Source organism: Kribbella sp. CWNU-51 (assembly GCF_054073265.1).
This window is the reverse complement of record NZ_JBSXMZ010000007.1, coordinates 86,320-99,626: the sequence shown is the minus strand read 5'-3', so window position 1 is coordinate 99,626 and position 13,307 is coordinate 86,320. Positions and strand designations below refer to the sequence as shown.

General features: G+C 69.1%; 12 protein-coding genes. 6 read left to right on the top strand and 6 right to left on the bottom strand.

Annotation, left to right across the window (positions count from 1 at the left end; all coding sequences use genetic code 11):
* Positions 1 to 42: 42 nt before the first annotated feature.
* Positions 43 to 1,194: a serine hydrolase domain-containing protein gene (locus tag ACXC9Q_RS08830; RefSeq protein WP_457055994.1), complete on the top strand. Its 1,152-nt coding sequence runs from the start codon at positions 43 to 45 to the stop codon at positions 1,192 to 1,194.
* 28 nt (positions 1,195 to 1,222) lie between these two features.
* A complete protein-coding gene (locus ACXC9Q_RS08825) occupies positions 1,223 to 1,984 on the top strand; it encodes an alpha/beta fold hydrolase (RefSeq protein ID WP_457055993.1) in 762 nt (253 codons plus the stop codon).
* A gap of 10 nt (positions 1,985 to 1,994) precedes the next feature.
* On the opposite strand, the gene ACXC9Q_RS08820 is transcribed toward ACXC9Q_RS08825, so the two are convergent.
* Together ACXC9Q_RS08820 and ACXC9Q_RS08815 are read right to left on the bottom strand one after the other, a co-directional pair.
* The gene (locus ACXC9Q_RS08820) at positions 1,995 to 3,074 is read right to left on the bottom strand and encodes a 2-oxoacid:ferredoxin oxidoreductase subunit beta (RefSeq protein ID WP_457055992.1); all 1,080 of its coding nucleotides are present in this window, start codon (positions 3,072 to 3,074) and stop codon (positions 1,995 to 1,997) included.
* Positions 3,071 to 5,071, bottom strand: coding sequence for a 2-oxoacid:acceptor oxidoreductase subunit alpha (locus tag ACXC9Q_RS08815; RefSeq protein WP_457055991.1), 2,001 nt, complete (start codon positions 5,069 to 5,071; stop codon positions 3,071 to 3,073). Before ACXC9Q_RS08815 ends, ACXC9Q_RS08820 begins: the two co-directional genes overlap by 4 nt.
* Before the next feature lie 272 nt (positions 5,072 to 5,343).
* Between ACXC9Q_RS08815 and ACXC9Q_RS08810 the strand changes: the two genes are divergently transcribed.
* Complete coding sequence (locus tag ACXC9Q_RS08810; RefSeq protein WP_457055990.1) at positions 5,344 to 6,162, top strand: hypothetical protein; 819 nt, start codon at positions 5,344 to 5,346, stop codon at positions 6,160 to 6,162.
* A 9-nt stretch (positions 6,163 to 6,171) separates the two neighbouring features.
* A complete protein-coding gene (locus ACXC9Q_RS08805; RefSeq protein ID WP_329482287.1) occupies positions 6,172 to 6,528 on the top strand; it encodes an NADH-quinone oxidoreductase subunit A in 357 nt (118 codons plus the stop codon).
* A 294-nt stretch (positions 6,529 to 6,822) separates the two neighbouring features.
* On the opposite strand, the gene ACXC9Q_RS08800 is transcribed toward ACXC9Q_RS08805, so the two are convergent.
* Complete coding sequence (locus ACXC9Q_RS08800; protein ID WP_457055989.1) at positions 6,823 to 7,722, bottom strand: ornithine cyclodeaminase family protein; 900 nt, start codon at positions 7,720 to 7,722, stop codon at positions 6,823 to 6,825.
* A gap of 64 nt (positions 7,723 to 7,786) precedes the next feature.
* Here ACXC9Q_RS08800 and ACXC9Q_RS08795 point away from each other — a divergent pair, with 64 nt between their 5' ends.
* Both ACXC9Q_RS08795 and ACXC9Q_RS08790 read left to right on the top strand, forming a co-directional pair.
* The gene (locus ACXC9Q_RS08795; protein WP_457055988.1) at positions 7,787 to 9,136 is read left to right on the top strand and encodes a serine hydrolase domain-containing protein; all 1,350 of its coding nucleotides are present in this window, start codon (positions 7,787 to 7,789) and stop codon (positions 9,134 to 9,136) included.
* 181 nt (positions 9,137 to 9,317) lie between these two features.
* Positions 9,318 to 9,638 (top strand): hypothetical protein, encoded by a 321-nt coding sequence (locus tag ACXC9Q_RS08790; protein WP_457055987.1) that lies wholly within the window; start codon positions 9,318 to 9,320, stop codon positions 9,636 to 9,638.
* Positions 9,639 to 9,769: 131 nt separating this feature from the next.
* Here ACXC9Q_RS08790 and ACXC9Q_RS08785 read toward each other — a convergent pair whose 3' ends face one another.
* The 3 genes from ACXC9Q_RS08785 to ACXC9Q_RS08775 all read right to left on the bottom strand — a co-directional run bounded on the left by ACXC9Q_RS08785 (position 9,770) and on the right by ACXC9Q_RS08775 (position 13,108).
* The gene (locus ACXC9Q_RS08785; RefSeq protein ID WP_457055986.1) at positions 9,770 to 12,691 is read right to left on the bottom strand and encodes a helix-turn-helix transcriptional regulator; all 2,922 of its coding nucleotides are present in this window, start codon (positions 12,689 to 12,691) and stop codon (positions 9,770 to 9,772) included.
* Positions 12,692 to 12,804: 113 nt separating this feature from the next.
* The gene (locus ACXC9Q_RS08780; protein ID WP_457055985.1) at positions 12,805 to 12,966 is read right to left on the bottom strand and encodes a hypothetical protein; all 162 of its coding nucleotides are present in this window, start codon (positions 12,964 to 12,966) and stop codon (positions 12,805 to 12,807) included.
* Positions 12,967 to 12,979: 13 nt separating this feature from the next.
* The gene (locus ACXC9Q_RS08775) at positions 12,980 to 13,108 is read right to left on the bottom strand and encodes a hypothetical protein (protein ID WP_329482281.1); all 129 of its coding nucleotides are present in this window, start codon (positions 13,106 to 13,108) and stop codon (positions 12,980 to 12,982) included.
* Positions 13,109 to 13,307: the final 199 nt, after the last annotated feature.

The window sequence follows — 13,307 nt, the reverse complement described above, 5'->3', positions numbered from 1 at the left end:
CAGATACCTTCTAGTCTGAAGCAGGCGTTACACGGAGGATCGATGGAGCGCATCAAGGCGGTGGCCCGGCGGTACGTCGATGCCGGCCGGTACCCGGGGACGATCACGGTGGTCGCCCAGCGGGACGAGGTGGCCTGCTTCGACGCGTACGGGCGCTCCGACGTCGAGCGGGACCGGCCGATGCGGGCGGACACCATCTTCCGGATCTACTCGATGACCAAGCCGATCGTGAGCCTCGGCCTGATGCAGCTGTACGAGGAAGGGCTGTTCCAGCTCGACGACCCGGTGGTGAAGTTCCTGCCCGCGCTCGGTCGCCCGAAGGTGTACGACGACGGTGGCCTGCGGGAGTCGGGTCGCGAGATGACGGTGCGGGATCTGTTGATGCACACGTCGGGGCTCGCGGCGTCGAACGGCAAGCATCCGGTCAGCCTGCTGTATCAGGAGGCCGGGCTGACCGGCCTGGATTCGGACGCGGCACTGTCGGAGCTCCCGGCCCGGCTGGCCGGGCTGCCGCTGCAGGCAGATCCGGGGTCGCGCTGGATCTACGGGATCTCCACCGATCTCGTCGGGTTGCTGTGCGAGGTGATCAGCGGGCTGCCGCTGGATCGCTATCTGCAGACCAGGATCTTCGATCCGCTCGGAATGACGGACACCGGGTTTTCGGTGCCTGAGGCAAGCATCTCCCGGTTCGCCGCCAGCTATGCGTACGACGACGGTGGGTTCAAGCTCGCCGATGATCCGCTGACGAGTGCCTACACCCGGCCGCGGTCGTTCCTGTCCGGGGTCGCCGGGCTGGTGTCGACGGCGGGGGACTACCTGCGGTTCGCCCGGATGCTGGCCGGCGGCGGTTCGCTCGACGGGGTCCGGATCATCGGGCCGCGGACGCTGCGCTTCATGACCATGAACCACCTGCCGGGCGGTCAGGATCTTGCGGCGTTCGCCGACTTCGGCGGCGAGACGAAGCGAGCGGGGCAGGGATTCGGGCTCGGTTTCGGGGTGTTGCTCGATCCGGTGGCGGCGCAGACGATCGGCACACCCGGCGAGTACTTCTGGGGTGGCGCTGCCTCGACCGCGTTCTTCGTGTCACCCGCGGATGAGCTGATCGTCATCTTCCTGACCCAGTTGCGGCCGTCTGCCAGCTACCCCGTCCGCCGTGAACTGAGAGCCGCCGTCTACGCCTCCCTCGACGACTGACGCCATGCCGTCCTCACCAACCGACTGCATGCCGCACACGACGGCCGACGACGGGTGCCGGCTCTGGTCCCAGGTGACCGGCGACGGTCCACCCGTCGTCCTCGTCCACGGCGGCCCCGGTTGGTGGGACGTGTTCCACGACCTCGCGCTCCCGGGGTTCACTCTTCACCGCTGGGACCAGCGCGGCGCCGGCCGCTCAGACCGCCGCGGCCCCTACACCCTCGCTCGCTTCGTCGCAGATCTCGAGACGATCCGCAGCGACACCGGCCACGAGAAGGTCGTGGTCGTCGGCCACTCCTGGGGAGCAGCCCTCGCCCTCGGGTACGCGGCAGCGCACCTCGACCACCTCACCCATCTGATCCTGGTCTCGAGCATCGGCCTCGACGGCACACCGCCGACGTACCGCGACCGCGTCGCCGACATCCTCGCGCACACACCACCCGACGACCCCTGGATCGCCCGTATTTCAACGGGTTTCGCCGATCGCGGGACCGCTCTCGACCACGCCCGCCAACTCAACACACCACGCTTCGAGCCCAACCAGGAGTGCGCCGACGCCTTGCTCGCCGAGCTCCGCCGGGTGCCCGACAAGACAGTCGCTTGCGGGCGGATCGCCGTACCGACGCTGCTGGTCCACGGTGCCGAGGACCTCAGACCGCCGTACGTCACCGACAGCCTGCTCAAAGCACTGCCGAACGCCGAACGGGTAGTGCTCGACGGTGTCGCGCACTACCCGTGGGTGGAAGACCCGGACGCCTTTCAGAAAGTCGTCCGAGCCCATCTGAGCTGAAAACTCAGCATCAGTTGACGGTCCAGGTGTCCGCGCCGGTGACCAGAGCCTGCAGATCGCCGGTGCCCTGGGCTTCCTGGGCGGTGGTGATCTGCTGGCGGACCATATCGTCGTACGCCGGGCGCTCGACCGAGCGGAAGACGCCGATCGGCGCGCGATGCAGGACGCCGGCGTCGGTCAGCCGGGACAGGGCGAACGCGTACGCCGGGTCCTCGGTGTGGGCGTCGTGGATGACGAGATCCGCCTCGCCACCGGGCAGGTCCGCGACCTCGCGGACGGCCAGTGAGGCGAAGCCGTCGCGGACCACGCCGAGCCGCCCGTCCGTGCCGAACCGGATCGGCTCACCGTGCACGAGCGGGATGATCGCGTCGTCCCGGGTCTCCGGGTCCTTGAACGCCTCGAACGCGTTGTCGTTGAAGATCGGGCAGTTCTGGTAGATCTCCACGAACGACGTCCCGCGGTGTTCGGCGGCCGCCCGCAGCACCGACGTGAGGTGCTTGCGATCGGAGTCGACCGTGCGGGCCACGAACGTCGCCTCCGCGCCGAGCGCCAGCGAGACCGGGTTGAACGGGTTGTCCACGGAGCCCATGGGCGTCGACTTCGTCACCTTGCCCGGCTCCGAGGTCGGCGAGTACTGACCCTTGGTGAGGCCGTAGATCCGGTTGTTGAACAGCAGGATCTTGAGGTTCACGTTCCGCCGCAGCGTGTGGATCAGGTGGTTGCCGCCGATCGACAGCGCGTCGCCGTCACCGGTCACCACCCAGACACTCAGGTCCGGCCGGGCCACCGCGAGACCGGTCGCGATCGCCGGCGCGCGCCCGTGGATCGAGTGCATGCCGTACGTCGACAGGTAGTACGGGAACCGGGACGAGCAGCCGATACCGGACACCATCGCCACGTTCTCGCGCTTGATCCCGAGCTCGGGCAGGAAGCCCTGGAAGGCCGCGAGTACGGCGTAGTCCCCGCAGCCCGGGCACCAGCGGACCTCCTGGTCCGACACGTACTCCTTGCGGTTCTGCGGCTCGGTCGCGGCCGGGACGCCCTTCAGACCTCCGGGCAGACCCGGCAGGCCGAGATCGACCGTGCTCATCGTGCTCCCTCCGGGTGGTGCAACTGGCCGTTGGACCGGCCGTTCGGCTCGGTGTGCAGCGCTTCGCCATGGGTCAGGCTGGCCGCGGCCTCGCCCAGATGCCGGGCGTCGTCGTCGATGCCCTCGGTCTCCTCGACCAGGTTGCCGATCACCTCGGCCAGCTCGGCCGCGCCGAGCGGCATACCCCGGACCTGCGCGTACGAGACCACGTCGACCAGGTACTTCGACCGCAGCAGCATCGCCAGCTGGCCCAGGTTCATCTCCGGGACCAGGACCTTCTCGTACGACTTCAGCAGGTCGCCGAGGTTCGACGGGAACGGGTTCAGGTGCCGCAAATGGGCCTGCGCGACCTTGCCGCCGACCTTGCGGACCCGGCGGACACCGGCACCGATCGGGCCGTACGTCGAACCCCACCCGAGCACCAGCACCTTCGCCGTACCGTCCGGGTCGTCGACCTCGATCGGCGGGATGGAGCGGGCGATGCCGTCCACCTTCGCCTGCCGGGTACGGATCATCAGGTCGTGGTTGGCCGGGTCGTAGGAGATGTTGCCGGTCTTGTCCTCCTTCTCCAGACCGCCGATCCGGTGGTCCAGACCCGGCGTCCCCGGGATCGCCCAGGCGCGGGCCAGGGTCTCCGGGTCGCGCAGGTAGGGGAGGTACGCCGGCTCGCCCTTGGCGTCGGTCGAGTTCGGCTCGAGGGTGAAGTTCGGGTCGATCGTCGGCAGGTCCTCGATCACCGGGACCTTCCACGGCTCGGAACCGTTGGCCAGGTAGCCGTCGGACAGCACGATCACCGGCGTGCGGTAGGTGACCGCGATCCGGGCCGCCTCGATCGCGATCGCGAAGCAGTCCGCGGGGGACTGGGCCGCGACCACCGGCAGCGGGGCCTCGCCGTTGCGGCCGAACATCACCTGTAGCAGGTCGGCCTGCTCGGTCTTGGTCGGCATACCGGTCGAGGGGCCGGCGCGCTGGATGTCGCAGACGACCAGCGGCAGCTCCAGCATCACGCCGAGACCGATCGTCTCGGACTTCAGGCTGATGCCCGGGCCGGACGACGTGGTCACGCCGAGCGCACCACCGAACGACGCGCCCAGGGCCGCGCCGACACCGGCGATCTCGTCCTCGGCCTGGATCGTGGTGACGTTGAACCGCTTGAGCTTGGACAGCTCGTGCAGTACGTCGGAGGCCGGGGTGATCGGGTAGGCGCCGAGCACCAGCGGCAGACCGGCCCGCTGGGCGCCCGCCACCAGGCCGTACGCCAGCGCGAGGTTGCCGGAGATGTTCCGGTAGGTGCCAGTGGCCATGTGGGCCGGCTTCACCTCGTACCGGACCGAGAACTCCTCGGCGGTCTCACCGAAGTTGTAGCCCGCGCGGAAGGCCGCGATGTTCGCGTCCCGGATGGCCGGCTTCGACGCGAACTTGGTCTCCAGGAACGTGATCGTCGACTCGACCGGCCGCTGGAACAGCCAGGACACCAGGCCGAGGGCGTACATGTTCTTCGCCCGCGACGCGTCCTTGCGGGTCAGGCCGAACTCCTTGACCGACTCCACCGTCATGCCGGTCAGATTCAGCGGTACGACGTGGTAGCCGTCGAGCTCGCCGGTCTCCAGCGGGTTCTCGTCGTACCCGATCCGCTTCAGGTTACGGGCGGTGAAGTCGGCGGTGTCGACGATCAGGGTGGCGCCGCGCGGGACGTCGCGCAGGTTCGCCTTGAGGGCCGCGGGGTTCATCGCGATCAGCACGTCGGGCGCATCACCCGGCGTGAGGATGTCGTGGTCGGCGAAGTGGAGCTGGAAGGACGAGACTCCCGGCAGAGTTCCGGCTGGTGCCCGGATCTCGGCGGGGAAGTTGGGCAGCGTCGACAGATCATTGCCGAACGATGCCGTTTCCGCTGTGAACCTGTCCCCCGTGAGCTGCATCCCGTCGCCGGAGTCGCCGGCGAAGCGGATCACCACGCGGTCGAGCTGCTTGACCTCGATGGTCACTGTTCTGTTCATCTCCAAGTCGAAGCTTGGGTCGGCTTACCGCTTCGTGGGCGGCACGTCGATCCCCCCGTCCAGGGCGATAACCCCAATATTAGTTCGCCCTTAGAACAGAACCATGCAGAAGCCCCGGTGGTCCACAGCCTGGGACGCAGTGTTAGGGGTCCGCATCCGTCCGGTACGGCGAAATCCTCCAGTGTCACACTGCGCAGCCGCCCGTTTGCGATCCGCAGTGAGAACCGGCAGGGTGTCGTCATCAAGTTGTGATCCACCCGCTGGGAGTCTCCATGGGCCGTCGCCGTTTCCGTGTTCTCGCCGGACTGCTGACCATCGCGCTGGCCGGCTGTGCCGCTCCGATCGCACCGGCGGACAGTGCGCTGAGTCTCGGCAGTACGGCCTCCGCAGTGGCCCCGGCGTCGGTGACCGCCCCCGCGCGGACCGCGAAGATCTCCAGCATCCGGACGACGGACGCGACCAAAGGCGTGATCACGGTGATCGGCACGCTGTCGCCGGCGCCGAGGGCGGGCACGCGGATCCCGTTGCATCAGTGGATCCCGTCCGCTCGCCGATGGCAGGAAGTCGCGCATGGCTACTCGTCGGGAGGCAGCGTGACGATCAAGACGGTGCAGCCGGGGTCGGTCCGGACGTATCGCATCGCGATCGGGGCACAGGCGCCGTACCAGGCGGCCCTCTCGCCGATGATCAGCTTCAAGCACTACGTGTGGCGCGGGATCTTCAAGAAGGGGCTGCTGGCTGCGGGCGGGCAGGGGCAGCCGCAGTTCACCGTCATCCCACCGAACGAAGGACCCCGGCGGGCCGAGGCCGATGTGCTCGCCGACAAGGGTGGTTATGTCTGGGGCGACGTGGACTCGACCGGTTGCAGCTACGTGCGGAACTGGCTGGGCAACCTGACCGACGGCACTGCGCGGGTGTCGCTGCACAACGGGGCCAAGGCGATGACCTCGGTGCTGATGAAGCAGGAGACCGAGACCTGGCTCAACTACCAGATCCTCGGCGTGACCCGGCTGCGCCTGCAGGTCGCGGACGTCCACTCGGGCTACGGCCCGTACGTCGCGGTCGACTCGATCATGCTCTGCACCAACTAAGCTGCTGCCGTGTCGGAGAGCTATGGCGTCGTCCTCGCGGTGGTCGCGCTCGGCCTGGTCGGGCTGATCGGCGCCTTCGCGCTGAACAAGGCGCTCACCGTCACCTATCCGACCGAGGGCAAACTCAAGACCTACGAGTCGGGCGTCGACCCGGTCGGCGAGGGCTGGGCGCAGGTCCACATCCGCTACTACCTCTTCGCCTACCTCTACGTGATCTTCGCCGTCGACGCCGTCTACCTTTTCCCCTGGGCCACCATCTTCGTCACCCTCGGCTTCGCCACCCTGATCGAGATGTTCGTCTTCATCGCCTTCGTCGCGGTCGGCCTCCTCTACGCCTACCGCAAGGGCGTCCTCCGCTGGACCTGAGCCCGAATCCACGAACGATTCGGCGCCTGCCCAGGCTGACATTTTGTGGGTTGCCCCCTGAGATGGTGCGTTGCCCACTCATATTCCCAGGGGGCAACCCACCATCTCAGGGGGCAACTCCGCACCTGGGGCAGTGATTGTCGAGGAACGGGCGCGGGCGGGCGCGGTGCAGCTCGACAGGATGTCTCTGGTGGTCGAGGTGGTTTCTCGGCGTGCTGAGGCGTGGCGTAGCCGGCCGTGGGCGTATACGTCCTGTCGAATTGCACCTCGATCGGCACGCAGCCGCGGATTGGGCTAAGCCCGGGCGAGGGCTGCGGCGATGGCCCAGTCCTGCGGGCCGACGCCGACGGACTTGAAGACTGTGCGGCCGGTTGAGACCGGCAGGTTGGCGAGGGCCGGGCCCAGCTCGACCAGGTCTGTGGTTTGTAGCGCCCCTGAAGTGATGGCGTCGATGATTTCGCCGGACTCTTCCAGGGCGGCTTCGCGTTGGTCGACGAGGACTGTGGACGCGGTGGTGAGGAGGTCGCGGGGGAGTTCGCGCATGGTGGGCCGGAAGGCGCCGATCGCGTTGACGTGGACGCGGTCGGGGAGGGCGTCGGCGGTGAAGAGTGGAGTGGCTGAGGACGTGGCGCAGCAGACGATGTCTATGTCCGCGATCGCCTCGTCGATGCTCGTGCTCGGGGTGAACTTGACGTCCGGGAACTCGTCGGCCAACTCCTGGCTGAGGGCGGCGGCACGGTCGGCCGACCGTCCGGTGACGGTGACGGCGGCGATCCGTCGTACGGCGAGAACCGCGCGGACCTGGTCGGGGGCCTGAGCGCCCGTCCCGATCAGCGTGAGGCGGGTCGCGTCCGCGGGCGCGAGGAGGTCGGTGGCGACACCGACGACGGCGCCGGTCCGCAGGGTGGTGATCGAGATCCCGTCGGCGACGAGCTGCTCACCGGCGCCGGTCCAGATCACGGTCGCCCGGATCGCCGGCACCTGGTCGAGCGCGATGCCGATCTTCTTCACCACGGCCGTCCCGGTCGGCGTGTGATAGGCCGACATCACCAGCACCGTCCCGTCACCGAAGATCTGCCGCGCCGGCAGCACGAAGTTCCCCGCCGCGAGCTCCCGGAACGCGTCCCGTACGGCGTCGATCGCCGTACTCATCGAGACGCTACGACGGACGTCCTCAGCGGACAGAACTCTCACCGGCCCGAGGCTACCCTGGGTCGCGCCACGGGGATCGATGAACGACCACTCGAGGAGTGACATCGTGCAGAGTTGGCTCGACGAGAATCTCGCCCGGTTGATCGACAAGCATGGCGTCCCGGCCGCCTCGATCGCCGTCCTGGCCGACGGCGAGGTGAGTGCGACGGCCGCGGGGATCCTGAATCTGAACACCGGTGTCGAGGCGACCACCGACGCGATCTTCCAGGTCGGCTCGATCACCAAGTTGTGGACGACCACGCTGATCATGCAATTGGTTGCCGAGGGCAAGATCGACCTGGACCGCCCGGTCCGGGACTACCTGCCGGAGTTCAAACTCGCGGACGAGGTGGCGGCCGCGTCGATCACGCCGCGGCACCTGCTGACGCACACGGCCGGCTTCTCGGGCGACGCGTTCACGCCGACGTCCCGCGGCGACGACGCGGTCGAGCTGTTCGTGCGCGACGTGCTGCCCGGCCTGGCCCAGGAGGTTCCGCCAGGTGCCGGATTCTCCTACAACAACTCGGGCTTCGTCGTCCTCGGGCGGATCGCCGAGGTGCTGCGCGAGAAGCCGTTTCACGAGTTGGTCCGCGAACACATCGGCGTACCTCTGGAGCTGCAGTGCCTGGCCACGATCCCGGACGAGGCGCTGCTTTACCGTGCCGCGGTCGGACATGTCAGGCCGACTCCGGATGCGCCGCTGCAGGCCGCGCCGGTGTGGAGTCTCGTGCATGCGATGGCCCCGGCCGGTTCACTGCTGGCGATGAGCGCGCGCGACCTGATCACATTCGGCCGTGCCTATCTGGATGCGACGCTGCTCGACCGGGCCGCCATCGATCGCCTGTGGGAACGGCAGGTCGACGTGCCGCCGACCGGCGAGATGGCCGATCAGTGGGGTCTCGGCTGGATGATCTTCACGCTCGAGGGCGGACCGGTCTACGGTCACGACGGCGGCACCATCGGCCAGTCCGCGTTCTTCCGTCTCGTCCCGGACAAGGGCGTGGCCGTCGCGCTGCTCACCAACGGCGGCAACACCGCGGCGTTGTACGACGAACTGGTCGGTCACGTACTGCGGGCGACCGCGGGGATCGAGTTGCCGGCCCGGCCGGTGCCGCCCACCGAGCCGGTCGAGATCTCGGCCGACCTCGTGACCGGTCGGTACGACGGCGTACTGGCCAGAGCTACCGTCAGCGGCGAGCACGGTGAGTTCTGGACGCTGGACGAGGCTGTCAGCGACGCGGCGAAGGTGCTGCTGCCGGAACCCCGGCGGACCCGGCTCGTGCCGCTGGACGAATCGCGGTTGATCGCCGCCGAACCCGGGAATGGAGTACATGAAGTGCTGGCGTTCAGGGAACCGAAGGATGGTCGCGCGGCGTATCTGTTTCGCGGCGGCCGTCTCACGCCGCGTGGTGACTGAGGGTAGTTGCGCCCGCTCGCCCGAACTCGTTGCTCGATCACCCTTTGTGATTGCAATTGGCAACAAACGTGAGTTTGAATCGCCCAGGGATAACGGAATGCGTACAGCTGGTCGCCAAGCGGTCAGTCCGGGGCTATGGTGATTACACGGGGGAACGAAGTGAGTACGGGGCGGTGAGGCTATGTCGTGGCAACTGTGGGTGTTGATCGCACTCGCGGCGACCGGTTTGGTACTACTGGCCGTGGCGCGAATGCGGCACGCTCGCCACGTCTTCGATGACATCACTCGGCTCGGCGGGCCGACGGACGGCAGTCAGCCCGGCGCGGGGAGACCGCCCGGCCTCGCCGGCTTGACCGGTTTCGGGGGCCGGCCCGGGTTCGCCGGCCGGATCGGGCTGGCCGCCCGGCATGGGTTGACCGGCGACGAGCTGGCGCAGGCCCGGGCCCGTCGGCTCGAGCCTGGCGATGAACAGGCTCACGGCACGCGCCGGAAGCACGGCTAGACAGACTCCAGATCGCCCGGTCCCCACCCGGGCTCCGCCCAGAGCCGCTCACGTTCGGTGGCCCGCACAGCGCCGAACGTGAGCGGCCCGAGGCCAACCAGCCCGGCCGTTGACGCGGCCGGGCAGGCTGCCTACTGGTCCTTGTCGAGGAGGCCGTCGCGGCGGGCGACGGCCGCGGCTTCGGTGCGGGAGCGGACGCCGAGCTTGGCGAGGATGTTGGAGACGTGCACGCTGACCGTCTTCTCGCTGATGTACAGCTCCCGGGCCAACTGCCGGTTGGTCCGCCCCTCGGCAAGCAGCGCCAGTACTTCGGTCTCCCGCGACGTCAGCGCACCCGCGCCACCGGTGTCGACGCCACCGATCTCGTCCAGCAAGGGCTTGGCACCCAGTTCACGCCCGACGCCGGCGGCCAGCGTTGCCTGCTCGTTCGCCTCTGCGACCCGGCCGGCCGCGCGCAACGCGGCCGACAATCGCACCCGTGACCACGCCTGCTCGAAGGTGTAGCCGTACCCGAAGGCGTCCACGGTCCGCTCCCACGCGGACACATGGTCCGCGGGCGTCGGCGCGTCGACTCCGGCCAGCCACCGCAGTCGCTCCCACTCCGACTCGAGCCGCGCGAGCCAGGCCAGCCCCTCGACGCCCATCAGCCGTCCCGGCGGCAGACCCTTCTCCGCTGTCGTCTGTCCATCGGAGAGCAACACGGCACCGCGCGAGACCAGCTCCGCGGCAGCCGACGGCTCTCCGACGGCCCGATGGCACAGCACCTGCATCCCGAGCGTGGCGAACCGGATCCGCGCCAGGAACCACTCCGCCTGGAAGACATCGGCACACAGCGCCGACACGTCCGCGATCAGCTTCTCCGCCTCGGCCGGCTGATCCAGCTGCCGGTAGGCGTCCACCGCCGGCTGCAGACCGAGGATCGGCAGCATCACGTCGAGGTCCCACCACTTGCGCATCCGCTCGAGCTCCTCGGCGACCGCGGTGTCACCCCGTCCGCCCCGGACGGCGAACTCCACGGCCCGCAGCGCGGCCGCCGCAGCCGCCGGAGTCATCGAGTCCGTCCGGGCCGTCGCACTCGCGTCGTCCCACTCGCCGAGGATGAACTGCGTCAGCGCCAGCATCCGCCGCGCGTCGAACCCGTACGCCGCCCATTGCCGCCCGAGCTCACCGGCCCGCTTCGTCGCGAACGCCAGCGCGGACTTCGCATTGACCAGATCCCCCTGCTCGTACCGCGTCGAGCCGAGCAGGAACCGGCTCCGCACCTCGGCGGCCGGATCCCCGACGAGTTGTGCCCGGATGGCGGCCTCCTCCAACTGCTTGGCGGCGGTCTCCGGGTCACCGGCCCGGCGGCGCAGCTGGGCGAGCGTGATACCGGCGTCGCTGGCCGCGGACTCCTGCCCGGCTTCCCGGGCGATCTCCAGCGCCTTGTGGGCCCAGCGCTCGGCCTCCATCGGACGGCCCAGCGCATCGGAGACCTTGGCGTACAGCGACGCGACCTGGGCCTTGAAGACGGTGGACGGCTCGTCGTGCACCAGCTTGAGCGCCTGCGAAACCGCCTCGTTGGCCTCCTGATCCTGGTCGATGATCAGCGCGATGTCCGCCAGCGGCAGCAACAACTGGGCGCGCTGCAGTTTGGGCGCGTCGGGCGGCAAATCCGCGAGCGCCTTCCGGAGCAGCTTGAGCGCCCGCAGGTGCTGCGAGGACAACGTCGCCGCCAGCGCGGTGTCGACGATCAGCCAGGTCTTGTCGATGGTGTTGTCCGGCGACGCGTTCGGGAACAGCTCGAGCGCCATCTCGTAGTGCTTCAGCCCCTCCAGCGGGGCGCCGACCGAGATGGCTTCCTGGCCGGCCCGCACGCGCGCCTCGAACGCGGTCGCCAGGTCATGCGACCGGGTGGCGTGACCGGCCAGCTCAGCCGCCGTACCCGCGACGGTCTGGTCCTTCAGCGCCTGCACGTACGCCGCGTGCTGGCGGACCCGCTCACCCGGCAGGAGGTCGTCGTACACGGCCTCGGCGAGCAGGGCGTGGCGGAAGTAGTACCGATCGCTGGTCGGTACGTCGATGATGTGGGCGTCGATCAGCTCACGCAGCGCGTCGTCGAGCTGGCGGTCGGGTAGGTCGGCGACCGCTGTGAGCAGATCGTGCGGGACGCGCCGGCCCGCGACCGCGATCACCCGGGCCAGCTGCCGCGCGTCGTCGGACAGCGGGTCGAGCCGGACGAGCAGCAGATCGGCCAGATCCGGCGGTACGGCTTCGCCGTCGCCCATCGAGGCAGCGGCCACCAGCTCCTCGGTGAAGAACGCGTTCCCACCGGCGCGGTCGAGGATGCGCCGTACTTCGGCCTCCGGGAGCGGCTCGCTGAGCAGCGAGTTCAGCAGGACTCGGGACTCGTCGGCGTCGAGGGGGAGCAGGTTGACCCGGCGCACCCGGGGGTTGCGGGACCACTCGGCGATCGGGCGGCGCAACGGGTGCCGGCGGTGCAGGTCGTCGCTGCGGTACGAGACCACCAGAGTCAGGCGCTGCGAGGTGAGCCGGGTGATCAGGAAACCGATCAGGTCCCGGGTCGAGTCGTCGGCCCAGTGAGCGTCCTCGATGATCACCAGCAGCGGCTCGCTGGTGGAGAGCGCCGTGAACGCGCCGAGGACGGCGTCGAACAGCGCGGCCCGGTCGAGCTGGCCCTCCTGCGGCACCGGCTGGGCGCCGATCAGGCGGTGGGTGGGCAGCAGCCGCCCGATCGCCGGGAAGTTGGTCAGCACGCTCTCGACCAGGTCGGGCCGGTCGCCGGCCAGCCGGCCGAAGATCTCGGTGAACGGCAGGTATGGCAGGCCGGCGTCGCCGAAGTCGGTGCAGTGCCCGACCAGGACGCCGAAGCCCCGCTCGTGCGCGCCGTTCGCCACCTCGTCCAGCAGGCGCGTCTTGCCGACGCCGGCGTCACCGGACAGCAGAACGGCGCCGGCGCGACGCGTTCTGGCGTCGTCCACGGCGCTCAGCAGTGCGGCGAGCTCGGTCGAGCGGCCGACGAGAGGTGTCGAAATCCAGGGCACGTCGTCCATTTTCGCCCCTGGCGCCGACACAAATCGACGGCATCCCGTCCGGTGAGCCTTCGCGGACGTGAAAACGCCGTCCCTGATCGCAACTTCCGGATCAGGGACGGCGGTCCCGGCGGTCATGCCGCCGTGGTGTATCGGTCGGCCCGGCGGGTGTGCGCCGGCTCAGGCCGCTCGGCCTGCGCCGCGCGTGCCCGGCGGCTCGTCGTGCGGAACGCGCGCTTGGTCCGCTCCTGCCGGTAGGCGGTCTCCGCCTTGATCGACTGAGGTGTCATGAACATGGTGTGCCTCCCTTCAGGCTTTCCGGCCGAACAGGTGGACGAGGTTCCGGCGGGTCCGGGTGGTCCGGTGCTGCCGGTAGTCACGGGCGAGGCGCTGCCTGCGGTAGTCGACCTCTGCCTTGACCGATTCGTTGGTGAACATCTGCTGTTCCTCCTGGTTTCTCGCCGGCTTCCTGCCGACACCCTCAATCTGCTCGTCTGAGGTAGCCCCGCACATCGGAACTCCTCCCTATCCCCGGACCTCAGCCGCCCTTAGGTGCCCTAGGTACGGCGTAAGTGGTGTCTAGGGAGCCTGGAAATGAGGGCGGCGGGGGGGGGGGGGGGGGGGGGGGGGGGGGGGG